Origin of the sequence: Mycobacterium shottsii (assembly GCF_010728525.1) — a bacterium.
Classification (GTDB): domain Bacteria; phylum Actinomycetota; class Actinomycetes; order Mycobacteriales; family Mycobacteriaceae; genus Mycobacterium; species Mycobacterium marinum.
Genome location: NZ_AP022572.1, coordinates 1,342,342 through 1,367,233, shown reverse-complemented (window position 1 = coordinate 1,367,233; position 24,892 = coordinate 1,342,342). Strand labels below are relative to the sequence as shown.

General features: G+C 64.7%; 17 protein-coding genes and 4 pseudogenes. 12 read left to right on the top strand and 9 right to left on the bottom strand.

Translation table 11 applies throughout. From position 1 onward, the window contains the following. Positions 1–49: 49 nt before the first annotated feature. The 3 genes and pseudogenes from G6N41_RS06440 (at position 50) to G6N41_RS06430 (ending at position 4,900) form a co-directional block, all read left to right on the top strand. Positions 50–1,567: a PE family protein gene (locus G6N41_RS06440; protein ID WP_198966917.1), complete on the top strand. Its 1,518-nt coding sequence runs from the start codon at positions 50–52 to the stop codon at positions 1,565–1,567. A gap of 151 nt (positions 1,568–1,718) precedes the next feature. Beyond that, positions 1,719–3,209, top strand: a pseudogene (locus G6N41_RS06435) (PE family protein). A gap of 209 nt (positions 3,210–3,418) precedes the next feature. After that, a complete protein-coding gene (locus G6N41_RS06430) occupies positions 3,419–4,900 on the top strand; it encodes a PE-PPE domain-containing protein (protein ID WP_020731444.1) in 1,482 nt (493 codons plus the stop codon). 13 nt (positions 4,901–4,913) lie between these two features. Here the strand turns inward: G6N41_RS06430 and G6N41_RS06425 are convergent, their stop codons facing one another. Then, entirely contained in the window at positions 4,914–5,537 is a 624-nt protein-coding gene (locus tag G6N41_RS06425; protein WP_011742251.1) for a TetR/AcrR family transcriptional regulator, read from the bottom strand. Positions 5,538–5,704: 167 nt separating this feature from the next. On the opposite strand from G6N41_RS06425, the gene G6N41_RS06420 reads away from it, so the two are divergent. Further along, positions 5,705–5,830, top strand: a complete 126-nt coding sequence (locus tag G6N41_RS06420) for a hypothetical protein (RefSeq protein WP_012392360.1) — start codon at positions 5,705–5,707, stop codon at positions 5,828–5,830. A 1-nt stretch (position 5,831) separates the two neighbouring features. Here G6N41_RS06420 and G6N41_RS06415 read toward each other — a convergent pair. The 5 genes and pseudogenes from G6N41_RS06415 to G6N41_RS06395 form a co-directional block, all read right to left on the bottom strand. Next, positions 5,832–7,250: pseudogene (locus G6N41_RS06415) on the bottom strand (NAD(P)(+) transhydrogenase (Re/Si-specific) subunit beta); the annotation flags it as partial. After that, complete coding sequence (locus G6N41_RS06410) at positions 7,247–7,585, bottom strand: NAD(P) transhydrogenase subunit alpha (protein ID WP_198966916.1); 339 nt, start codon at positions 7,583–7,585, stop codon at positions 7,247–7,249. The gene G6N41_RS06410 and the pseudogene G6N41_RS06415, both read right to left, overlap by 4 nt. A 15-nt stretch (positions 7,586–7,600) precedes the next feature. Next, positions 7,601–8,689, bottom strand: coding sequence for a Re/Si-specific NAD(P)(+) transhydrogenase subunit alpha (locus G6N41_RS06405; protein WP_198966915.1), 1,089 nt, complete (start codon positions 8,687–8,689; stop codon positions 7,601–7,603). Between the two features lie 242 nt (positions 8,690–8,931). Beyond that, entirely contained in the window at positions 8,932–9,393 is a 462-nt protein-coding gene (locus G6N41_RS06400; RefSeq protein ID WP_020731442.1) for a nuclear transport factor 2 family protein, read from the bottom strand. 74 nt (positions 9,394–9,467) lie between these two features. After that, positions 9,468–10,337 (bottom strand): hypothetical protein, encoded by an 870-nt coding sequence (locus G6N41_RS06395; protein WP_198966914.1) that lies wholly within the window; start codon positions 10,335–10,337, stop codon positions 9,468–9,470. 154 nt (positions 10,338–10,491) lie between these two features. Between G6N41_RS06395 and G6N41_RS06390 the strand changes: the two genes are divergently transcribed. From G6N41_RS06390 to G6N41_RS06355, 8 genes and pseudogenes are all read left to right on the top strand, one after another. Continuing rightward, positions 10,492–11,712, top strand: coding sequence for an acyl-CoA dehydrogenase family protein (locus G6N41_RS06390; RefSeq protein ID WP_198967748.1), 1,221 nt, complete (start codon positions 10,492–10,494; stop codon positions 11,710–11,712). After that, a complete protein-coding gene (locus G6N41_RS06385; RefSeq protein ID WP_198966913.1) occupies positions 11,705–12,535 on the top strand; it encodes a tyrosine-protein phosphatase in 831 nt (276 codons plus the stop codon). The genes G6N41_RS06390 and G6N41_RS06385 overlap by 8 nt, the downstream gene beginning before the upstream one ends. A 123-nt stretch (positions 12,536–12,658) precedes the next feature. Continuing rightward, positions 12,659–13,570 carry a PE-PPE domain-containing protein gene (locus G6N41_RS29715; RefSeq protein ID WP_269469271.1) on the top strand — a complete coding sequence of 304 codons (912 nt, stop codon included), beginning with the start codon at positions 12,659–12,661 and terminating at the stop codon, positions 13,568–13,570. Between the two features lie 47 nt (positions 13,571–13,617). Then, a protein-coding gene (locus G6N41_RS06375) for an IS3 family transposase (protein ID WP_198967747.1) occupies positions 13,618–14,786 on the top strand; the annotation gives its coding sequence in 2 pieces (ribosomal slippage) (positions 13,618–13,902 and positions 13,905–14,786; 1,167 coding nt in all). A 31-nt stretch (positions 14,787–14,817) separates the two neighbouring features. After that, positions 14,818–15,576, top strand: a pseudogene (locus G6N41_RS06370) (PE-PPE domain-containing protein); the annotation flags it as partial. A 99-nt stretch (positions 15,577–15,675) separates the two neighbouring features. Further along, complete coding sequence (locus G6N41_RS06365) at positions 15,676–17,424, top strand: PE family protein (protein ID WP_198966912.1); 1,749 nt, start codon at positions 15,676–15,678, stop codon at positions 17,422–17,424. Between the two features lie 169 nt (positions 17,425–17,593). Continuing rightward, entirely contained in the window at positions 17,594–19,246 is a 1,653-nt protein-coding gene (locus tag G6N41_RS06360; RefSeq protein WP_198966911.1) for a PE family protein, read from the top strand. A 406-nt stretch (positions 19,247–19,652) separates the two neighbouring features. Then, positions 19,653–21,422: pseudogene (locus tag G6N41_RS06355) on the top strand (PE-PPE domain-containing protein). A gap of 25 nt (positions 21,423–21,447) precedes the next feature. Here G6N41_RS06355 and G6N41_RS06350 read toward each other — a convergent pair. From G6N41_RS06350 to G6N41_RS06340, 3 genes are all read right to left on the bottom strand, one after another. Continuing rightward, a complete protein-coding gene (locus G6N41_RS06350) occupies positions 21,448–22,416 on the bottom strand; it encodes an NADPH:quinone oxidoreductase family protein (RefSeq protein ID WP_198966910.1) in 969 nt (322 codons plus the stop codon). A 4-nt stretch (positions 22,417–22,420) separates the two neighbouring features. Beyond that, positions 22,421–23,281: an SDR family oxidoreductase gene (locus G6N41_RS06345; protein WP_198966909.1), complete on the bottom strand. Its 861-nt coding sequence runs from the start codon at positions 23,279–23,281 to the stop codon at positions 22,421–22,423. 72 nt (positions 23,282–23,353) lie between these two features. Further along, positions 23,354–24,838, bottom strand: coding sequence for an aldehyde dehydrogenase family protein (locus tag G6N41_RS06340; RefSeq protein WP_198966908.1), 1,485 nt, complete (start codon positions 24,836–24,838; stop codon positions 23,354–23,356). Between the last annotated feature and the right edge of the window lie 54 nt (positions 24,839–24,892).

Sequence of the window (24,892 nt, the reverse complement as noted above, 5' to 3'; positions counted from 1 at the left end):
GGTCCTGATCGACCGGGCCTGGGCCCGGATTGCGGGGAAGGACGGGGAGATGTCGTACGTTCTCACAGCGCCCGACCTATTAGCGTCGGCGGCCACCGATGTAAACGGAATCGCCGCGACGCTCCAGGTGGCCAATTCGGCGGCCGCGGCCCCAACCTCGGGCCTGCTGGCGGCGGCACAGGACGAGGTATCGGCAGCGATCGCGAAGGTCTTCAGCGCCTACGGCCAGGAGTACCAGGCGGCCATCGCCCAGGCGTCGGCTTGCCACACCGAATTCACTCGCGCGCTGGCGGCCGCGGGAGCCGCCTATGCGCAAGCCGAAGCCGCGAACGCGAGCCTGATAACCGCCGGGGTGTCTGACGCGCTCACCGCCATCACCACACCGATCCAGTCGCTGTTGGGGCCGGCGGCGATCGGCACCGGAGGCGCGGGCAGCGCCGGTGCCCTCACCGCGGTCAGTTCGACCCTGATGGCCGATCCGGTAGTCGCGCTGATCATGGGCGGCACCAGCGTCCCACTGCCCGGGCCCGGCTACGTTTCGGACATCAACAACAACTACATCCAGCCGCTGTTCTCCGGAGCCATCCCACAAGCGTTGTTTACTCCCGAACAGTTCTGGCCGGTGACTCCCGGGCTGGGCAACTTGACGTTCAACCAGTCCGTCGCGCAAGGCGTGACGCTCCTGAAAGATGCCATCAACACGCAGCTGGCTCTGGGCAACAAGGTCGTCGCGTTCGGCTACTCGCAGAGCGCCACCATCGTCAACAACGAAATCCTGGCGCTGATGGCGATGGGGACCGGTGCCCCCGACCCCGGCGACCTGTCATTCATCATGGTCGGCGCCCCCAACAATCCCGACGGCGGCCTGCTGGCCCGCTTCCCGGGCTTCTACATCCCGTTCCTGGAAGTGTCGTTCAACGGTGCGACCCCGGCGGCCAACCCCTACCCGACCTCGATCTTCACGGCGCAATACGACGGGATCGCGCACGCTCCGCAGTACCCGCTGAACATCCTGTCGGACATCAACGCCATCATGGGGTACTTCCACGTGCACGGGAAATACCCGGATCTGATGTCGGGACAAGCGATCCAGTTGCCGACGTCTCCGGGTTACACCGGCAACACCGATTACTACATGTACCTGACCCAGGACCTGCCGCTGGTCCAGCCGATTCGCGACATCCCCTATGCCGGACCACCGCTCGCCGATCTGATCCAGCCCCAACTTCGGGTGCTCGTCGACTTGGGCTACTCCGATTACGGACCGGGCCTGAGCTACGCGGATGTGCCCACCCCGGCCGGACTGTTGTCGGTGCCCAACCCCTTCGCCGTCAGCTACTACCTGCTCAAGGGGAGCCTACAAGCGCCCTACGGTGCCGCGGTGGAAATCGGGGTCGAAGCCGGATTGTTGGGACCGGAGTCCTTCCCCGACACCTACCTATGGATGCCCTCGCTCAACCCGGGCCTGAATTTCTACCTCGGCCAGCCGAGCGTGACGCTGCTATCGCTGCTCAGCGGTGGCCTCGGAGACATATTTCATCTGATTCCGCCACCTGTCTTTCCATGAGTGGCGTCCATGAGTGGCACTAGCAATAGCTTGCGGAAAATGCCGCGCTGGCCCGCGGATTCGCTCTACTGTCGGTTGCGTACCTCAGCTCCGCCGGTTCCGGGTTTGTCCCGGCCCAGCCGAGCGGCCCCGGTCTAGAAAGGGCGCGGATATGTCGTATGTGATCACGGCGCCCGAGATGTTGACGACCGCGGCAACCGACCTAGACGGGATCGGGTCGGCGATCAAGGCGGCCAGCGCCGCCATTGCGGGTCCGACCACCGGTGTGGCGGCCGCGGCCGCGGAGGAGGTTTCGGGAGCCATCGCAAAGCTGTTCGGCATGTTCGGCCAGGAATACCAGTCCGTCGTCGCGCAAGCCGGCGCTTTCCAAACGGAGTTCACCCGGTTGCTGGCGACCGCGGGGGATAGCTACGCGATCACCGAAGCTTCCAACGCGCTTGGTGCGCTCAACACGCAAGCCCAGACGTTGCTGGGCGGAGCCTTCGGCACCGCCGCGGGGACTTCGGAGACGGCCCCACTGGCCGCGGGCACCCACGTCGCGTTCGTCATGGGCGGCACCGCAATACCCTGGCCCGACGCGACGTATGTGACGGCGGTCCAAGATCTCTTCATCGATCCCCATTTCCCGGGGTTCAGCACACAGGTCCTCTTCACGCCGGAGCAACTCTGGCCATTTACCAGCAATCTGGGCAGCCTGACGTTCGGTCAATCCGTCGCCCAGGGTGTGGCCATATTGCGAGATGCGCTCAGTGCCCAACTCAGCGACCCGGCAAATACCGCCGTCGTCTTCGGCTACTCGCAAAGCGCCACGATTGCCACCAACCAAATACGCGCTTTCATGAGCCAGCTGAATCCGCCCGGTCCCAGCCAGTTGTCGTTTGTGCTGACCGGCAATCCGAACAACCCCGACGGCGGCGTCCTCGAACGCTTCAACGGTCTTTACCTCCCGATTGTGGATGTGTTGTTCAATGGCGCGACCCCGCCGGATTCGCCCTATCCCACCGCCATTTACACCGCCCAATACGACGGCATAGCCAACTTCCCGCGCTAACCGCTCAATGTGGTGTCGGACGTGAACGCGATAATGGGCTTCCTTTATGACGAGCACTACTACGCGGGCCTGACATCGGACCCGAACGCCATAGGCTCCGGGCCCACCGTTGCCAACGCGGTGCAGCTGCCGACCTCGCCCGGCTACACCGGCAATACCGAGTACTACATGGTCCTGGCCCAGCATCTACCGCTTACCGACCCGCTTCGTCAGATCCCGTACGTGGGAACACCCATCGCCGATCTGATCCAGCCCTCGCTGCGGGTGATCGTGGACTTGGGCTACAGCGATTACGGACCGGGACAGAACTATGCGGACATCCCCACCCCCGCCTCAATGTTCTCGCTGCCCAACCCGCTCGCGGTGAGCTATTACCTGGGCAAGGGTGCCGTGCAGGGGGTGGAGGCATTCATGGTGGATGAGGGATGGTTGCCGCAGTCCTACCTGCCCGACACCTACCCCTACGTGGCGTCGTTGTCGCCCGGGCTGAACGTTTATCTGGGCCAGCCGAGCGTGACCGGACTATCGCTGCTGACCGGCGCCCTGGGAACGGTGGCTCGCGACCTGGGATGGATTCCGTCCTGGGATTGATTCCCTCCGCGGTGTGAGGCGGCCGCGCATTCCAGCCGCACCGACAACAAGCGCGCAATGTGCCATTGGCGTAAAAGCTTTTTTAAATCGCCCCAACTGTCGACTAGAACCGTTCTACGCTCGCATTAGAACTCAGGTTGCGTGATGACCGGGTTGAGTGTCGTCTCTGAACGACGGTGAAGCGCCCGGAGTGCGGGGAAGGCGGCGATATGTCGTATGTGCGAACCATCCCTGAATTCTTGAGCACGGCGGCCGCGGACATCGGCGGCATCGGATCGGCGCTCACCGACGCCAGCTCGGCCGCCGCCGGCCCGACGACCAACCTTTTGGCGGCGGCTGCCGACGAAGTGTCCACCGTCGTCTCGAAGTTATTCGGCGGCTACGGGCTGTCGGCCCAGGCGGTCCTGACCCAGGCCAGTGCGTTTCACGACGAATTCACCGAACTGCTGGCCAATGCCGGGGGCATATACGCCCAGGCGGAGGTCGACAACGCCGAGGCACTGACGAACGCGGTGGGCGAATTCAGCGAGCCGTTCATACAGCTGTGGGACCCGGCTTACACCTATATCGGCTCCAACATCGCCACCGGACCGAATCCACAACCAAACGAGCCGTCGCTGACCCCCGAATTCGCGTTGATCATGGGCGGAACCTTCGACCCGCAACCGTTCCCCTTGTACGTGACGACCATCAACAACGCATTCATCCAGCCCTTCTTCCCCGGCGCGACCTCGGTGGGCCTGTCTTATCCCGCACAGTTCTGGCCGCTCACCTCGGGCCTGACGCTCAATCAGTCGGTCGCCGAAGGCGTCATCGATCTGAACAACGCACTCAGCGTGCAGATCAACGGGGGCCAGCACGTCATCAATTTCGGATTCTCACAAAGCGCGGTGGTGGCCACCCAGGAAATGCAGCGCCTGATGGCCCTGCCCGTCGGCATGCGACCCGACCCCAGTGACCTGTCCTTCGTGCTGGCCGGCAATCCAGCCACCCCCAACGGAGGGATCTTCACCCGCTTCCCCGGAATGCATATCCCCTTCGTGGACTTGACGTTTACCTCGCCGACCCCGCCGGACACCCCTTACCCGACCACCATCTACGCCACCCAATACGACCCCACCAGTGATTTCCCTCGATACCCGCTCAACATCCTGTCCGACCTCAACACCTTGATGAGCCTCGGCCAACACGAGCTGTATCCGAATCTCGACGTCAGTAACGCCGTCCAGCTGCCAACCTCACCCGACTACACCGGCAACACCACCTACTACATGTTCATGACGAAGAACCTGCCGCTGCTCGAACCGGTTCGCGCCATCCCCTTCATCGGCAACCCGATAGCCGACTTCATCCAGCCCGACCTGCGGGTGCTGGTGGACCTGGGCTATTCGGATTGGGGATCCGGCCAGGATTACGCGAACGTCCCCACCCCGGCCACGCTGTTCCCGATACCCAACCCCTTTGTGATCGGCACCGATCTGGTCATCGGGGCCGTGCACGGATCCACCGCCTTGGCGGTGGATCTTGGCCTGCTGCCGGCATCGGCGCTACCGAATGCCTATCCGTATCTGCCGTCCCTGGACACGGATCTGAATTTCTTCCTGGGCCAACCGGGCGTCACCGACATTTCGTTGGTCACCAATGCCATCGGGCCGGTGCTGCAAAGGCTTCCGGCGATCAACCCCGGCTAGGAACCTGCCGGTTTCAGGACCCCAGCGGCGACTGGTTGCGAATGGATTCATCGCGTATGAGCCCGCGCAGCAAAGCGGTGCTGAACTCGGCCGCGATCTCTCTGGCCGTACGCCGACCGTGTGGCCGCAACCAGCGGTAACTACCCAGCGTCATCCCGATATAGCCCAGCGCCACCACGTGCGAATCGCACTCGTAGAACTCCCCGCTGGCGATCCCGCGGTCGATCAGGCCATGCACATGCTCGTGAACCTGGGCTTCCTTTTCGCGGACCTCGGCAACCTGTTCGGGGGTAAACCACTCGGCGATATAGGGCTGCTCCTGGAAGTACACCGCGGCGCGCTCGGGGTTGTCGGCGATTCCGGTGAGCAACCGGACGGTGTATTGATAGAGCGCCTCGCGAGCCGTCCACGACGGCTCTGCGTGCAACGCGCCCAGGGTGCCTTCGGCGGCCTGGCGGTAGATGTCGAACAGGATCAGCGACTTGCTGGCGTAATAGTGGTAAACCGTCGCCTTGTTCAGCCCGATCACGTCGGCGACGTCGTCCATCCGAGTGCCGTGATAGCCCCTGGCAGCAAACAACTTAGTCGCTACTGCCAGCAACTCCTCACGACGTGAAAGTCCAGTTTCGGACGGCATTTGCCCTCGCTATCGTCACTGCCTGGCCGGGCCGGGCGGGCCACAGAATCAGGCATTTACCAATCAACTGGTTGGACAGTCTATGCAACGGCTGCACCGCCTGTTGCACCGGCGCGGTTGGGGCTAGACTCGCTAGCGGACGAAGTCGCGAGTCGAGAGGTGGAGTAATGGATCCGAGTCCTGACTACGACGCTAGCGACGAGATCGAGTTCTTCTTCAACTACCTGACGTGGGGCTTACGCGGGGTAACCGACGGCAACGGCTACCCGCCACCGGCCTACCCGCCCGTCTAGGCGCCTCGAGTTCTTCGGCGACCTCCGTGACCGACTTCTTCGCGTCACCGAACAGCATCGTGGTTCCCTCGCCGTAAAACAGCGGGTTGTCGATCCCGGCGAACCCGGAGTTCATCGAACGCTTCAGCACGATCACCGACTTGGCCTTGTCGACGTTGAGAATCGGCATCCCGTAAATCGGGCTGGACGCGTCGTTGCGCGCCGCCGGGTTGGTCACGTCGTTGGCGCCGATGACGATCGCCACATCAGTGCGGGCGAACTCGTCGTTGATGTCGTCCATGTCCTTCATGGCGTCGTAGTCGACCTCGGCCTCGGCCAGCAGCACGTTCATGTGCCCGGGCATCCGGCCGGCGACCGGGTGGATGGCGTACTTCACCGCCACACCCTTGTCCTCGAGCAGCGAGGCCATGTCCTTGACCGCGTGCTGCGCCTGCGCGACGGCCAGACCGTAGCCGGGCACCACGATCACCTGGTTGGCGTAGGCCATCTGAATCGCCGCATCGGCGGCCGAGGTGGCCTTGACGTGCTTGTCACCGCCGCCGTCAGCACTGGGGGACACGCCCCCGCCACCGAAGCCACCCGCGACGATCGCGGGGATGTAGCGGTTCATCGCCTTGGCCATCAGGTTGGTCAGGATCGAACCCGAGGCGCCCACGATCATGCCGGCGACGATCATCGCGGTGTTGTTCAGCGCCAGACCCGCCGCTGCGGCGGACAGCCCGGTCATGGCGTTGAGTAGCGAGATGACCACCGGCATGTCGGCACCGCCGATCGGCAGCACCACCATCAGACCCAGCACGCCGGCGGCGGCCAGCAGGCCGATCATCCACCACAGCGACACCCCGCCACTGCCCGGATGCGCATCCAGACCGATCACCACCGCGGCCACCACGGCCCCGACCAGCAGCAGCAGGTTGACCGGCTGCTGGGCCTTACCGAAGCCGATCGGCGCGCCGGAGATGAGCTCCTGCAGCTTGCCGAACGCGATGATCGAGCCCCAGAACGAGATCGACCCGATGATCGCCGCAAACAACGAGGCCACCACGATGTGCACGGTCGGCGACTCGCCGTGCTGGAACGCCGAGAATCCCTTGGTCTCGATGAACTCCGACAGCGCGATCAGCGCGACGGTGCCACCGCCGACGCCGTTGAAGAACGCGACCAGCTGCGGCATCGCGGTCATCTTGGTCAACCGGGCCGGCGGCACACCCAGTGCGACACCCACGACCAGGCCCGCGATGATCAGCACCCACTGATCGGTGTGCCTGATCTTGACCAGCGTGGCGGCCACCGCAATAGCCATGCCCACCGCGGCGATCAGGTTGCCGCGCACCGCGGTCTTCGGCCCGGTCAGGCCCATCAAGCCGTAGATGAACAGCGAGAACGCCAGGATATAGAGGCCGATCACCAAGTAGTTCATTTGGCGGCGGACCCTTCTGCCTTTTCGGCCTTGACGGCCGCGACTTTCTTCTTGCCCTTGAACATGCCCAGCATGCGGTCGGTGACGATGAAACCGCCAATGACGTTGAGCGTGCCGAACACCACGGCGACGAACAGGATGATCTGTACCGCCAGCGACGGATGCTCGACCTCGCCGAACACCACCAGCGCGCCGAGCACGACGATGCCGTGGATGGCGTTGGTCCCCGACATCAGCGGGGTGTGCAAGGTGTTGGGCACCTTGGAGATGACCGCGAACCCGACGAACCCGGATAGCACCAGGATCGCCAGGTTGGCGAATAGCTCGTCGTACATCGTTGAGCAGTCCTCTCAGTCGTCGCCGCGGGTCACGCAGGAGTCCGCGATGACTTCGTCGTCGAAGTCCGGGGCCAGTTTGCCGTCGGTGAGCAACAGATCCAGCAGCGCGGTGATGTTCTTGCTGTAGAGCTCACTGGCGTGCTCGGGCATCGTCGCCGGCAGATTGAGCGGCGAGGCGATCGTGACATCGTGCTTGACCACGACCCGCCCGGGCTCGGTGAGTTCGCAGTTGCCTCCGGTCTCGCCGGCCAGGTCCACCACCACGCTGCCGGGCTTCATCGCCTCGACGGCGGCGGCGGTCACCAACCGCGGCGCGGGGCGGCCGGGAACCAGCGCCGTGGTGATCACCACGTCGAAACAGCTGATCGCCGCCTCCAGCGCCTTCTGCTGCTGGGCACGTTCCTCGTCGGTGAGTTCGCGGGCGTACCCGCCCTCACCGGCGGCATCGATACCGATGTTGAGCCACTGCGCACCCACCGAGCGCACCTGGTCTGCCACCTCGGGACGCACGTCGTACCCGGTGGTCCGGGCGCCCAGCCGCTTGGCCGTGGCCAGCGCCTGCAGACCGGCCACCCCGACGCCGAGCACCAGGACGGTGGCCGGCTTCACCGTGCCCGCCGCGGTGGTCAGCATCGGGAAGAACCGGGTCGATTCCGAAGCCGCCAGCAGCACGGCCTTGTAGCCGGCCACGTTGGCCTGCGATGACAACGCGTCCATCACCTGGGCACGCGAGATACGCGGGATAGCTTCCAGCGCAAAGGCCTGGACACCGGCTTGCTTCAACGCACCGATCGAGTTGTCGGCATTGCGGGGGGCCAGAAAGCCGATCAGGGTCTGCCCGTTGCGCAGCTTGCCGACCTCGTCGGCGCTCGGCGGTGCGACCTTGACGACTACGTCGGCGGCCCACGCATCGCCGATGGTGGCGCCGGCTTCGGTGTAGAGATCGTCGGGCAGCAGCGCTCGCTCACCGGCGCCGGATTCCACCACCACGGCCACCCCGCTGTTCACCAGCGAGCCGACCGCCTTGGGTACCAGCGCGACGCGGCGCTCGTCGGGCGTGGACTCGGCCACCACGCCCACCGTCGTCTGCGGATCTGTCATGGCGCGTCTACTTCCTCTAACTCTCCGGCGCGATTCATCTGCCGTTTTGCTCGGCTGCGCGCTTGGCTACCTTAACGTGTGCCAGCCGAAACACCGATTTGCGCTGTCCACGGGGAGCTGATCGCGAAGCATCAACTCAACGCTTGATGGTGCGCCGTTCACCCGGCCTTCGGTACCGGTCGAGGTGTTGTGGCGCCACAAGATGGCGTTGTGTTTTCCGCCACGTCACACCGGCTGGCCACTCACCACATCGGGATCTCTTGGCCGTGCTCAGCGGCCGGTCGCGGGCCGAAGAAGCGTCGCTGCGATTCGGTGATCGCCACATCGTTGATGCTCGCCTCGCGGCGGGCCATCAGCCCCGAGGGGGTGAATTCCCACAGTTCGTTTCCGTAACTGCGGTACCACTGTCCCGTGGCATCACGCGACTCGTACTGGAACCGCACCGCAATGCGGTCCTCACCGAAGCTCCACAGGCTCTTTCGCAGCGAGTAGTCGAGTTCGCGCTGCCACTTGCGGGTCAAGAAGGCGACGATCTGTTCCCTGCCGACGACGTACTCGTCGCGGTTTCGCCACCGCGAGTCCACCGTGTAGGCCAGGCTGACCCGCTGCGGGTCGCGGGTATTCCACGCGTCCTCGGCGGCTTGGACCTTCTGGGTAGCGGTTTCGAAGGTGAACGGCGGAAATGGCGGCCGGCTCTCAGTCATGGGGTTCATCGTGCGCCTCGACCGACACGACACTGAAGCGGTTGCGCGAACACGCCGCAGCAAGTCGCAACCGCTTATGTCTCGCGATGGCCCCGCCGGGCCAGGGCTTGGCGGACCCGACGGACGACGTCTTCGGGTGCGTCCCCGGCGATCACCCGGATGACGATCCAGCCCAACTCGTCGAGCTTGCGCAGCCGCCACTGGTCGCGGGCATACTGCCGGCGGTCGAAGCGATGCTGGTCACCGTCATACTCGGCAGCCACTTGGTATGTCTGCCAGCCCATGTCGAGCACTGCGACCAGACGCCAGTTCTGGTGCACCGGTATTTGGGTGACGGGAACGGGCAGGCCCGCATCGATCAGGACCATCCGCAGCCAGGTTTCCCGGGGCGAGGCGGCGCCCGCGTCGACCAGCGGAAGCGTGGCGCGCAGCCGCCGCAGCCCGCGCGCTCCCGAGTACCGCTTGGCGAGCAGCAGCACATCCTCTCCGGAGAACGCCGTCGCCCGCATCAACGCGTCCAGCCGCGCCACCGACTCGTCGCCGGGTAGCTGCCGCCCCAGGTCAAAGGCCGTCCGCGCCAGCGTGGTCACCGCCAGCCCGGCAACACGCGTCACCTCGTCGGGCTCGATTCGCAGATTGCGCGTGATCACCCCGGCCGGGGGATGGGGGTTGCGCCAGATCAACTCGACCGGCTCGTCGTCGCCGATCCAGTCCGAGCCATGCAACCCGGCGGCCGCAAGCCCGGCCAGCACGCCCCGCCGGCCCGTCCATAGCCACGCCGCCTTGCAGCGCGTTCGAAACGACGGTGCGGCGTGGGCGGGCAGGTAGACGTCGGGGTAGATGGCGCGGAATTCGGTTCGCAGCCGATACGGGCTCAGCCTCCCCCGCCGCACCGCCTCGCTGCCCACGAACACGTCTTCGTCCCTGGCAGCCCTGGCGTCCATGACCAGACCCTGGCAGGACCCGCCGACAGCCCCGCCCAGACTTAAACCATTGCGATACCCAACGGGGTGTCTTGGCAGACGTTTAAGTGTCGCGTTGACGACCTAAGAATCAGCGCCGTGACACGTGTCCTATGGTGGCGGAATGGACTTCGCGATGTCGGCCAAGGCCATCGATTACCACCAGCGGTTGTCCGACTTCATGACGGAATACGTATTTCCGGCCGAGGCGGATTACGACAAGTACCGCGAAGACGCCGGTCCGCACGATCACACCGTCCCGCCCGTCGTCGAGGAACTCAAGGCCAACGCCAAGGCGCGCGGCCTGTGGAACCTGTTTCTCCCGGCCGAGTCCGGCCTGACCAACCTGGAATACGCGCCGCTGGCCGAGCTGACCGGGTGGAGTCTCGAGATCGCGCCAGAGGCACTCAATTGCGCGGCGCCGGACACCGGAAACATGGAGATCCTGCACATGTTCGGCACCGACGAGCAGCGCAGGCAGTGGCTGGACCCGTTGCTGCACGGCGAGATCCGCAGCGCCTTCTCCATGACCGAGCCGGCGGTGGCCAGCAGTGATGCCCGCAACATCAAGACCACCATCTCGCGTGACGGCGCCGACTACATCATCAACGGCCGCAAGTGGTGGACGTCGGGTGCCGCCGATCCCCGCTGCAAGATCCTCATCGTGATGGGCCGCACCAACCCCGACGCGGCCGCCCATCAGCAACAGTCGATGATCCTGGTCCCGACGGATACCCCGGGGGTGACGATCGCCCGGTCGACGCCGGTGTTCGGCTGGCAGGATCAGCACGGCCACTGCGAGGTGGAATACGACAACGTCCGGGTGCCGGCCACCAATTTGCTCGGCGAAGAGGGAACCGGGTTCGCGATCGCGCAGGCGCGCCTGGGACCAGGGCGCATCCACCACTGCATGCGAGCGCTGGGCGGGGCCGAACGCGCGTTGGCGCTCATGGTGGACCGCGCCCGCAACCGGGTGGCATTCGGCCGGCCGCTGGCCGAGCAGGGCGTGGTGCAGCAGGCGATCGCCAAATCCCGCAACGAGATCGACCAGGCCAGACTGCTGTGCGAGAAGGCGGCGTGGACGATCGACCGGCACGGCAACAAGGAGGCCCGCCATCTTGTGGCGATGATCAAGGCGGTGGCCCCTCAGGTGGCCTGCGACGTCATCGACCGCGCCATCCAGGTGCACGGCGCCGCGGGCATCAGCAACGACACCCCGCTGGCCCGGCTGTACAGCTGGCATCGCGCGATGCGAATTTTCGACGGCCCCGACGAGGTGCACATGCGATCCATCGCACGTGCCGAACTCGGACGGGAAAAATCCGCGTTCGCGGCGGCGGTCACCTCCCATGGCTGAGACCGGTCCCGAACTTCCGGGCGCCTGGAATTTTCGCGACGTTGCCGACAGCACGGCGGTGCTGCGCCCGGGACGGCTGTTCCGGTCCAGCGAGCTGAGCGGTCTTGACGATCAGGGCCGTGCCGCCCTACGCCGATTCAAGATCACCGACGTCGCCGACTTGCGCTCGTCGCGCGAGGTCGCCCGGCGCGGTCCGGGGCAGGTGCCGGCCGGGGTCGACGTCCACCTGTTGCCGTTTCCCGATCTCGCCGACGACCAAGCCGGCACCGACGAAAACGCGCCCCAAGAGACGGCGTTCAAACGACTCCTGACCGACGGCGACGCGGGTGAATCCAGCGAGGCGATCGATCAGGTCGCCGCCCGCTACATGGCCGACGAATACCGGCAATTCCCGATGCGCACCGGGGCCCAGCGCGCGGTACACCGCGTGTTCACGCTGCTGGCCGCGGGGCGCCCGGTGCTCACGCACTGCTTTGCCGGCAAAGACCGCACCGGCTTTGTGGTCGCCACGGTGCTCGAAGCCGTCGGCGTGGACCGCGACGTGATCCTGGCGGATTACCTGCGCAGCAACGACGCGGTGCCGCAGCTGCGTGACCGGATCTCGGAAATGATCCGAGAGCGCACCGACGTCGAACTGACGCCCGAGGTAGTGACCTTCACCAAGGCCCGGTTATCCGATGGCGTCCTCGGCGTCCGCCCCGAATACCTGGCCGCGGCATGGCAGACAATCGACGAGACTTTCGGCTCACTGGATGGCTATCTGGCCGACTCCGGCATCACCGAAGCCGACCGGCACCAGCTGCGCAGCGCGTTGCTCGGCTGACGCACCACGGGTCGGCGCTGATTGCTCCAAAAGCCCGAACGCGAGCGTGGAATCGCTTTACGCTCAACGGGTACCGGCATTGCGGGTGAGTAACCGTCCCCGCTTGCCAGGAGGGACAGCGCGTTGTCGTACGTAGTTGCGCAACCGCCGGCAATAGCGGCGGCGGCTACTGAGCTGGCGGGTATCGGTTCGGCCCTGAGTGACGCCACCGCCGCTGCGGCGGGCCCCACCACCGCGATCCTGTCGGCGGCAGCCGACGAAGTGTCGACCGCCATCGCGCAACTGTTGGGCACGTTCGGCGCCAAATATCAGGGGATCAGCACACAACTGGCCGCGTTTCACGCGCAGATCGCCCGGCGGCTGGCCACGGTTGCGAATTACTACATCAATGCCGAAGAAATCAACAACGCCGCCCTGCTAGAAGAAGCGACCGCTGGACTTTATTCGCCGAATTCGCCGCCGACTGTGCCGGCCGTGTTCAACGACTACGTCGCGATCGCCATGGGCGGAACCGGAACGCCAATTCCTTCGACCAGCTACCTCGACGCCGTCAACACGCTCTACATTCAGCACATTGCGCCCGGCGCGATCGCCAAGGCGCTGTTCACCGCCGAACAGCTGTACCCGATCACCGGCGTCAAGAGCCTGCCCTTCCAGACGTCGGTACAAGAGGGCCTGAAAATCCTCGACATCTCGATCTGGAACGAAATCAATGCCGGAAACCATGTGACGGTTTTCGGCTATTCCCAAAGCGCGGTCATCGCCTCGCTGGAGATGCAGCATTTCATCTCCCTGGGCCCGAATGCCCCCGACCCCAGCCAGATCAATTTCATCCTGACCGGCAACGAGATGAATCCGAACGGGGGCATCCTGGCGCGTATCCCCGGTCTCAATGTCGCGAGCCTGGGTCTGCCGTTCTACGGGGCGACGCCGGACAATCCCTACTACACGACGACCTACACCCTCGAGTACGACGGCTTCGCCGACTTCCCGCGCTACCCGCTCAACGTCCGGGTCTGCTGCATGAATAGGTGACATCTGATGTGTCTAGTCCTGCGGGGCTGGGCTGGAAGGATGTCACTGTGTCTAAGCCGTACCCTCAGGAGTTCCGCGACGACGTTGTCCGGGTCGCCCGCAACCGTGATCCCGAGGTTCCGTTGGAGCAGATTGCCTCGGATTTCGGGATCCACTACACGACGCTGTACGGGTGGCTGAAGAAGGCCGATGTCGACGACGGTAAGCGGGCCGGGACGACCACCAGCGAATCAGCCGAACTGAGGGAAGCGCGTAAGCGAATTCGTTTGCTAGAGCATGAAAATGAAGTGCTGCGTCGGGCGGCGGCCTATCTCTCGCAGGCGCATCTTCCGGGAAAATGATCTACCCGTTCGTCCGTGAGTTGGCCGCCGACGGTATCCCCGTCACGGTGACGTGCCGGGTCCTCAACATCGCTCGCGCGCCCTACTACCGCTGGCTCGACCAACCCGTGACCGACACCGAGTGGAACCGGGCGCATCTGGCCAACGCCCTGTTCGACGCCCACCGCGACGACCCGGAATTCGGCTACCGGTTTCTGGCCGATGAAGCCAAGGCCGCCGGGTTCTGTGTAGCGGAGCGCACGGTGTGGCGGATCTGCAGCGCCAACGGCTGGTTCAGCGTCTTCGGCAAGAAGAAACGCGGGAAGAAGGCCAAAGTGGGGGCTCCGGCGCATGACGATCTCGTGCGCCGGGACTTCACCGCCGCGGGCCCCAACCAGCTGTGGCTGTCCGACATCACCGAGCACCCGACCCGGGAAGGCAAGCTCTACCTGTGCGCGATCAAGGACGTGTGGTCCAACCGCATCGTCGGCTATTCGATGGCTGAGCGGATGGAATCCTCCATCGCTGTTGCCGCAATCGATTCCGCGGTTGCTCGCCGCGCCGCGAAGGTGGCCGGCTGTGTGCTGCACAGCGACAGCGGTAGTCAATTTCGGTCAAGGAAGTTGCAGCAGAGCCTGTTTCGTCACCGCATGCTTGGCTCGATGGGCCAAGTGGGCTCGGCCGGCGACAACGCCGCCATGGAGTCCTTCTTCTCGCTGCTGCAGAAAAACGTCCTGAACCGCCGAACCTGGGACACCCGCGAACAGCTGAGGATCGCGATCATCACCTGGATCGAACGCACCTACCATCGTCGTCGCCGTCAGACAGCACTCAGCCGATTGACGCCCATCGAATTCGAGACCATCATGACCCAGACCGCCGAACAGGCGGCCTAACCGCTGTCACCTATCTGTGCAGCAGACCCTCCTGTCCGACGTCAATGCCGTGTTCGGCATTCTCACGGTGCACCGAACCTACCCGGACCTCACTCCCGAACAGATCGCCTCGGCCACGCTGCTGCCGACCGAAGGTCCGACGACGGGCACCTATCACATGATCCGCACCGAAAATCTGCCGCTACTGGACCCGGTGCGCGCGATCCCCGTGATCGGAGAGCCGCTGGCCGCCCTGGTCCAGCCCGACTTGAAGGTGCTGGTCAACCTCGGCTACGGCGAACCGAACTACGGCTACTCAACGAGCCCGGCAAACGTGCCCACCCCATTCGGCCTGGTCCCGGACGTCTCCCTGCAGGTTGTCGCCGATGCGCTGGTCGCCGGAACACACCAGGGCATCAACGACTTTGGCGCCGCCCTGCCGACCGCGCTGAGCACCACACCCCAGATCGCTCCGCTGGAATTCCCGCCGTACGTGCAGTCGGTGCTGCCGCCCGCGCCGCCGCCGGCCACGCCGATCAACATCGCCAACACGCTTGCCTCTGTCGTCTCGACCGGCTACTCGGTTCTGCTGCCGACCGCGGACATCGGTCTGGGATTCGTCACCAGCCTGCCCGCCTACAACCTCACCCTGTTCCTGAGCCAGCTGGCGCAGGGTGATCTCCGGGCCGCGATCGAACTGCCGCTGGCCGCCACGTTCGGGCTGGGCGCGCTGGGCGGCATGATCGAGTTCATCGCGGTGATGGAAGCCGCGGCCGAGATCGCCCAGGATCTGCAGAGTCTGTATCTCTAGTGGCCGCTCGGCGCCAAACGCCCGACAGACCGGCGAGACGGACTTAGGCTAGCTGGGCCACCCTTGCCAACCCTGGTTGTTGGGAGGACGAACGAACCCATGACGTACGTGTTCGTTGAACCAGAGACCATCACCACGATGGCCGCAGATCTCGAGGGCATCGGGTCGGCGATCGACGCCGCCAGCGCCGCGGCCGCCGGCCCGACGTCAAGGCTGGTGCCCGCGGCCGCCGACGAGGTTTCGACGGCGATTGCGGGCCTCTTCGGCGGTTACGGCCAGCAGTACCAGGCCGTCGTCGCCCACGCCGCCGCGTTTCATCAGCAGTTCACGCAGACCGCGGCGGCCGCCGGGTTGGCCTATGCCCAGACCGAGGCTTCGTCGGTCGCCGCAATCTCCAACGCATTAGAAGCGTTTGGGACACAAGCCTATTCGCTGCTGGGAGGGGGCAATGCCGCGGCATCGGCCACGCCGTCCGCCTCGATCACCACCACCCCACTGACGGGACCCACGGTTTCGTTGGTCATGGGCGGCAGCGGGAACCCGCTGCCCGGGCCCGACTACCTGGCGGACTTCTTCAACTACATCACCCCGCAATTCGGTGTCACCACAAGTCAGGCACTGTTCACTCCCGAGCAGCTCTACCCGCTCACCGGCGAGAAGAGTCTGCCGCTGGCCATATCGGTGAGCCAGGGCGTCCAGATACTGCACAACGCGATCCTGGGTCAGATCGCCGAAGGCAACAGCGTCGTCGTCGGCGGCTATTCACAAAGCGCGATCATCGCTTCTCTGGAGATGCAAAATCTTGCGGCCATGCCGCCCGGCACCGCTCCGACCGCCGACCAACTCGGCTTCTTACTGCTGGCCAACCCGATGAACCCCAACGGCGGCCTGCTATCGCGCTTCGCCGGGCTGACCCTGCCCAGTCTGGGCGTGGACTTCTACGGCTCCACCCCCGCCGACACGATCTATCCGACCTCGATCTACACCCACGAATACGACGGGTTCGCCGACTTCCCGCGCTACCCGCTCAACGTCGTGTCGGATCTCAACGCCATTGCGGGCATCGCGTTCGTGCACACCGATACCCCGACGATCAATCCCGAGACCCTTCCGCCCGGCGACCTGATCAAACTGGACACGTCTGCCGATTACACCGGCAACACCTCGTATTACCTGATCCATACCGAGCGACTGCCACTGTTGGAACCGCTGCGGTTCATCCCGGTAGTCGGAAATCCGTTGGCAGATCTACTGCAACCGGACCTGACGACGATCGTCAATCTCGGCTACGGAGATCCCCGGTACGGCTACTCGACCGCGCCGGCCAACATCGAGACACCGTTCAGCCTGTTCCCGGAGGTCGACCCGAAGTTGGTCGCCCAACAGCTGGTCATCGGCACTCAGCAGGGATTCCACAATGCCGCATACGATTTGGTCGCACCGCAGCCATCGCCACCCACCCCGCGCCTGTTCCTGGACATCCCCAATCCGCTAGCGTCGATCGCGTTGCCACCGCCGGCCAGCTTGGTGGCACCAACGTCAATCGACGGCTACATCAATGCCCTGCAGACGGCAAACACAACTGTCACCAACGCTTTCACCGACGTCCTGGCAACCAGCTACGCGAAGCTGCTGCCTACCGCTGACATCATCAATGCCGGCCTCACCACGGTTCCGTCCTACAACGTCAATCTATTTCTGGATGGGATCGAGCAGGCGGTCGATGGCAATCCCATCGGACTGATCAACGCCATCGGGTATCCGATCGCGGCCGACGCGGCGTTGCTCGGACTGGCGGGCGGCCTTGAAGCCCTGGTGCTCTTGGGCGCCATTGTCACCGACTTCTAGCCGCCTACCAGCGGTAAAGCCCGGGGGCGAGACTCCTCCCGAAAATGCGACGCCGGGGTTCTCGCTCCCGCTAGGCTACTGAAACCGCCCCGCCGCCATTGCGAATTGCCGGCAATTCGCAAGGCAGCAACAGGCCAGAAAGCCTGGGTCGTCGGGAAGGACGAGGCCAATGTCGTATCTGCTCGCTGAGCCGGAATTGCTGGCCTCGGTCGCCACCGAGATCGACGGGATTGGATCGGCGATCCGCACCGCCGGCACGGCCGCGGCCGGCCCGACCTTGAGTCTGCTGGCGGCCGCCGGCGACGAGGTATCGGGGGCTATCGCCAACCTGTTCAGCGTTTATGGCCAGGAGTGCCAGGCCGTCCTCGCGCAGGTCGAGGCGTTTCGCAGCGAATTCGCCCAGACATTGGCCGCCGCGGGGGTTGCCTACGCGCAGACCGAGGCCGCCAGCCTCGCCGCCCTTCGCGGCGCGCTGGGAATACCCAGCGCCGCGCCGGCCGTATCGAGCGCGAGCACAATTCCGCCATTCACGGCAAACCTCACCTCATTGTTCTTGGGGCCCACCGGAGTTCCGATTCCCGACGAATCGTATGTGCAAGCCGCCAACAATCTTTTCGTCCGCTCATCCGATATTTTGCGCCCGCTGTATACACCGGAAGAGCTTTATCCACTCACCGGCGTGAAGAGCTTGACCCTCAACGCCTCGGTGGAGGAGGGCCTGACCATTCTCGACAACGCGATCATGGCGCAGCTCAGCATCCCCGGAAACACCGTCACCGTGTTCGGCTACTCGCAAAGCGCGATAATCGCTTCGCTGGAGATGCAAAAGCTCGCCGCCCTGGGGGCAAGCGCACCGACCGCATCCCAACTCAACTTTGTGCTCGTCGGCAACGAGATGAACCCGAACGGCGGAATGCTGGCCCGCTTCCCGGACCTATCCTTGCCGAGCCTCGGTTTGACGTTCTATGGCGCCACACCTTCCGATACGATTTACCCAACCGCGATTTATACCCTCGAATACGACGGATTCGCCGACTTCCCACGCTATCCACTGAATTTCATCGCCGACCTCAATGCGGTGATGGGCATCCCCTTCGTACACGTCAAATATCTGGACCTCACCGCGGCACAGGTCGACAGCGCGATCGAATTGCCGACTTCGCCGGGCTACTCGGGCGTCACCAGCTATTACGTGATCCCGACGGAGAATCTGCCGCTGCTAGAAACGCTACGAGCGATTCCGGTGATCGGCAACCCGCTGGCAAACCTGATCCAGCCGGACTTGAAGGTCATCGTCAATCTGGGCTACGGCGACCCGAACTACGGCTACTCGACCAGCTACGCCGATGTGCGCACGCCGTTTGGCTTGTTCCCCGACGTCAGCCCGGGCACCATCGTGGACGCCCTGGCCGCGGGAACCCAGGAAGGGATCCAAGATTTCACCGCCGACCTGCAAGCCATGTTCGGACAACCGATTCCGACCCCCGAGATCATGCTGCCAACCCCGGCCGACATCCTGGGCAAGTTGTCAGAGCTGCCGTCACCGGCACAGGTGGTGAATACCTTGACCGCGGTGGTCGCAAACGATTACGCGGTGCTGCTACCCACCGCCGACATCGGGCTTGCCGTTGTCACCACGTTGCCCTTGTACAGCACCCAACTTTTCTTCGACCAACTCCTGCAGGGCAACCTCATCGATGCGTTCGGGTACCCGATCGCAGCCACGGTGGGGTTGCTCACGATCGGCGGAGCGGTCGAATTCCTCACCATCGCCGCGGCAGCGCAGACGACTGTGCAAGACATCGGCTCCCTCATCCCCTGAGACCGGCCACGGGCCCACCGGCACGCACCTCCATGACTTCGCCGCACCATGTTTCCGCTCAATCTCACAGAAATGACATCCCGGTTAACGCAAAACCCGGACGCGGGCCCCGGTAGCGCCATAATCTGTCCCTGGCCGCTTCGGCCGAGGTGCGAGTCGCGGCGCGACCGGAAAAGAGGTCCGCTCGCCGGGTAGGACAACCGCCAGGTAGCTACTCGACAAGCCGCAGCCCATCGGCACCCCAGTTCGGGCCGGCCCAACACATCTGACGCACAACGCGCAGCAACACTCACAGGGAAATACACGATGCGGTCGACCGGACAGATTTGCCCCGACAACATGGCGAGCTGCGCGACGACCGGCGCCGGACCAAGCGAAAAGCCCTGTATCTGAAGGGAACCCGTCGATGACGTACATGATGGCGCAGCCGCAGCTGTTGGCCTCCGCGGCCGCAGATGTGGAAGGTATCCGTTGGGCGCTGACACAGGCCAATGCCGCCGCGGCCGGGCCGACGACGAGTTTGGTTGCCGCCGCCGACGACGAGGTGTCCACGGCCGCCGCGAAGCTGTTCGGCGGGTACGCCCTGGAATACCAGTCCGTCATCGGCCACGTGACCGCATTTCATGAGGAATTCGTCCGGACCTTGGCTGCCGCCGGCACCGCATACGCGGGGGCCGAAGCGGTCAATACGGCAACGATCTCCGGTGCACTGGACGCGCTGACCGCCCCCATCCAGTCCCTGCTCGGCGGAGGTGCGGCCTCAACGGTCGCGGCGGGCGGTGCGGCGGTGGCGCCCGCGGCCCTGGCCGACCCGTTCGTCGCATTGATCATGGGCGGCAGCGGCACGCCGATTCCGCCGCCGGATTACCTGCAGAACGTCGCCCCCTAAATCCCCGGCGTGCCCACCCAATTGCTGCCGCTGAACACACCTGAGGGGCTGTATCCGCTCATCGCCATCAAAGATCTGCCGCTGAACACGTCGGTGGCCAACGGCGTTCAAATACTGGACAACGCGCTGTTCGGGCCGCAGGGCCTGATCACCTTGGGCAACAACGTCAACGTCTTGGGCTACTCGCAAAGCGCCGTCGTCTCTTCGCTGGAGATGCGCAATCTGCAAGCACTCGGCAGCCCGAACACCGACAATCTCGCCTTCACCCTGCTGGGTAATCCGATGGCCCCCAACGGCGGCCTGCTGTCGCGCTTCCCCGGGTTGTCGCTGCCTGCGCTGGGTCTGGACTTCTACGGAGGGACACCGTCGAACACCGGCTACGAGCTGAATCAGTACACACTGCTTTACGACGGATACGCCGATTTCCCGCAGTACCCAATCAATTTGTTGGCCGACCTCAACGCATTCGCCGGCATCCAATTCGTCCACGGCGACTACCCGGATCTGGATCCAAACAACCTTCCTGCGGGCTACAACCTGGTGCAGTTGCCGGTCTCCCCGGGCAACAACGGCCTCGAGAACTACTACATGATCACCTACCCGGGCCTGCCAATCCTGGAGCCGCTGCGGGAAATCCCGGTGATCGGCAATCCGCTGGCGGATCTGGTCGAGCCCAATCTCACCTATCTGGTCAACCTCGGTTATGGCGATCCCAATTACGGCTACTCGACCGGGTATGCCGACGTAACGACACCGTTTGGTCTGCTTCCCCCGATCGACCCGGTGGACTTCGCCGGTGCCATGGTCAACGGCACCCAACAGGGTGTGACCGCCTTCGTCAACGACATCAGCGCAATTCCCGCGACACTGCCCAGCCTTTCGCTGCCGGACTTTTCGCAGACCGGCGGTTCGTCGGTGCCGTCGACCTTGCCGGCCGTGCCGACCGTCACGAATGCCTCGATCAACGGATTCATCGACGCCCTCCAGGCGGCCAACACGAATATCGCCAACGCCATCACGAATGTGTCCGCCGACACCTATGCCGCGTTGCTTCCGACCGCCGACATCATCAACACCGTGTTGACCACTGTTCCGTCTTACAACGTCAACCTGTTCCTGGACGGAATCCAGCAGTTCGTCAACGGTGACCCCGTCGGGCTGATCAACGCCATAGGCTATCCGATCGCTGCGGATGTGGCCGTGGCGGCGCTCGCCGGGGGCTTCGAGGTCATCGTCCTGGCCGAAACCGCCCAGGAGGTGGTCAGCGACATCGTCGGCGCGTTCTAGGACGGCACGGGCCGGCCCGCACCCGCTACGGCTCCAGAACGATCTTGCCCAGCACGGCGCCGTCGGCCAAACTCTGCAGCGCGGCTTGCGCCTCGCTGAGCGGAAAACGCTGCGGCGGAGGCGGTCTCAGCCCCAGGGAAACCAGGTGATTGAGCCCCCAGGAGAACAAGTACACCGAACCGGGCACCCGGTTGAGGTATTCACCCCACGCGACACCCAGCACGCCGACGTTGCGCCGCAGCAAGCGATTGACCGCGAGCGTCGGGATGCTGCCCGCGGCGAAGCCGATCGCCAGGAGCTTGCCGTCGATCGCCAGCGCGCGAATCGCATCATCGAAGACCGGGCCACCAATCGGGTCGACCACGATATCCACGCCCCGCCCGTGCGTGTGCTTGTGCACTTCCTCGACCCAGCCCTCGGTCAAGGGCAGCACCACATCGGCCCCCACCGAGGCGACATAGTCGATCGCACCCTCCCGGTGCACCACGGCTATCACCTGGCCGGCGCCCATCGCCTTGGCGATCTGGATGGCCGCCATGCCAACTCCGCCGGCACCACCGAGCACCAACACCGTCTCACCCGGCCGCATCGCGGCCCGGCGAGCCAGCGCGAAGTACATGGTGTTGTAGTTGACCAGCAATGACACCGCTTCGGCGTCATCGAGTTCGGCCGGGCTGCGCACCACGTTGGAAACCGGAACCGCCACTTGTTCGGCGTAGCCACCGAGTACGCCGAACGCCGAAACCCGTTCTCCCACCCGAAAGCCCGACCTCGCGGGCGCCGACCGCACGACACCCGCGGTTTCCAGCCCCGGCACGAACGGCGGCGGCAGCTTCAGCTGATATTCGCCCTTGGTCAGCAGCAGATCCGGAAAGCACACCCCGGCCGCCCGAACGTCGATGACGACGTTGCCGCCGCCATCTGAAACGTCGTCTACCTCGGTGTAGACCAGGCCGGACGGACCAGAAAGCTCTTGTACGACACAAGCTTTCATATAGTTACAGCTTGAATCCGGCTTTTTGCGCGCCGGACAGATCGGTGATCTGAGCCCACTGCGCCGCAATGTCCTGCACCGACGGCGGCGTCTGGAAGTTCGCGCCGTCGTTCTGGAACAGCGCGGCGCGCTGCACCTTGCCGCCGCCGACGATGAACACCGACCCGTTGTCGGCGCACTCCTCGGTGCACAGGTAGGCCACCACGGGCGCGACGAATTCCGGCGTGAGCTTCTCGAGCACCTCGGGGGGCATGATGTCTTGGGTCATCCGGGTGGCCGCGATCGGGGCCACCGCGTTGGAATGGATGTTGTACTTGGCGCCCTCCAGCGCCAGGGTGTTGATCAGGCCAACCAGCCCGAGCTTGGCCGCGCCGTAGTTGGTCTGCCCGAAGTTGCCGAACAGGCCGCTGGTGGAGGTGGCAACGACGACCCGGCCGTAGCTCTGCTCGCGAAAGTGCGGCCATGCCGCACGGACGACGTTGTAGCCACCGTAGAGATGCACCTTCAACACGGCGTCCCAGTTCTCCGACGTCATCTTGTGGAAGGTTCCGTCACGCAGGATGCCGGCGTTGCTCACCACACCATGCACGGCGCCGAACTCGTCGAGCGCGGTCTGGATGATGTTCGCCGCGCCGTCTTCGGTGGCGACGCTGTCGTAGTTGGCGACCGCGCGACCGCCGCCCTCACGGATCTCGGTAACAACCTGATCGGCCATCGCCGATCCGGCGCCCGTGCCGTCGCGAGCCCCACCGAGGTCGTTGACGACCACGCTGGCTCCCTCGCGGGCAAGGCTGAGCGCGTATTCGCGGCCCAGTCCCCCACCGGCTCCGGTGACGACGACGACGCGATCCTGTACTCCGGGCATCAGGTTCCTCTCTGTTGACACGGTCGGGTTCGGCCCGGCACCAGGCCGAAGCCGTTGGGCATGGGCGTCAGGCTAGAACAGCCTGCGAGTCAGCTTGAAGGCCCGCTCGGTGTAGGGCGGGTAGATGATGTTGGAGAGGTCGGGGCGAGTCGGCTTGGTCAACACCGACTTGCGGTGACTGAACTCATCGAAGCCCCACTTGCCGTGATAGGCGCCCATGCCCGAGGCGCCGACACCGCCGAATGGCAACTTCGCCGTCGACACCTGGAAGGCGAGGTGGTTGACCATCATGCCGCCCGCGGGCACCTCGTTGATCACCCGTTCGCGGATTTCGCGCGACTTGGTGAACAGGTATGCCGACAACGGCTTAGGCCGTGAGTTGACGAAACCGATGGCCTCATCCAGCGATTTGACGGTGAGCACCGGCAGGATCGGCCCGAAGATCTCGTTGGTCATCACCGGACCGCTCGGATCGGGGTCGACGACCACGGTCGGCTGAATACGCAGGCTCTCCGCCGTGCACTTGCCGCCCACCTCAACCTTGCACTTACCCCCGGCCTTGGCTTCGGATTCGGCCGCCGCGATGTAGCCGCTCAACCGATCGAACTGCCGCCGGTTGACGATCCGCAGCCCGTCGGGGTCGTCTTGGGAGCGGAATTTGGTGACGGCGGCGCCGATCTTGCCCACGAGTTCGTTCCGAATCGTTGCGTCAGCCAGCACGTAGTCGGGAGCAACACAGGTCTGGCCGCCGTTGAGGAGTTTGATCCAGGCGATCCGCTTGGCCGCGACATCGATGTCGGCGTCGGCGGCGACGATCACCGGGCTCTTGCCGCCGAGTTCGAGGGTGACCGGGGTCAGATGCGGCGCGGCGCCTTCGTAGACCTTGCGGCCGATCTCGGTGCCGCCGGTGAACATCACCCGATCCAGGCCCTGCCCAATCAGCTCCTGGCTCACCGCGCCGTCGCCTTCGATCACCGCAATCGCGTCACGGTCCAGATAGCGGGGCACCAATTCGGCCATCAACCGCGACGATGCCTCGGCGATTTCGGAGGGTTTGAGAACGACGGTGTTGCCGGCCGCGATCGCACCGACCGCCGGCCCCAGCGTCAGATAGAACGGATAGTTCCAGGCGCCGATGATCAGCACGGTGCCGTACGGCTCGTACTGCACCCACCCCCGGCCGGGCAACTGCGGCGCTTCGAGCAAGACGTGCTTGCGCCGCATCCACTTGCGTACCTTCTTGGCCGCGTACTTCGCTTCGGCGATGGTCGTTGCGATGTCGGCGATGAACGCCTCTACCGGGTTGCGGTCCAGATCCTCGACCAGCGCTTTGGTGATGGCGTCTTCGTTTTCCTCCATCAACCTTTGCAGCTGCAGCAGTTGCTGTTTGCGCCACTGCACGTTGCGGGTCCGCCCGGAGGCAAACGTCTGGCGCAGCCGGGCGACGGTGGCACCGACATCGGTTGGCTTAGAATCGTCGGACGGGGCTCGAACTCCGCCGGCTCCGTTTGCTCCGCGCTCCTGAGCTTTGGCTGCAACCGATTCGGTGGTCATCATTGTCCTTCCCTTCCGGCGGTGCCCAGGCGACGTCGCGTGGTCGCACACCGGTGA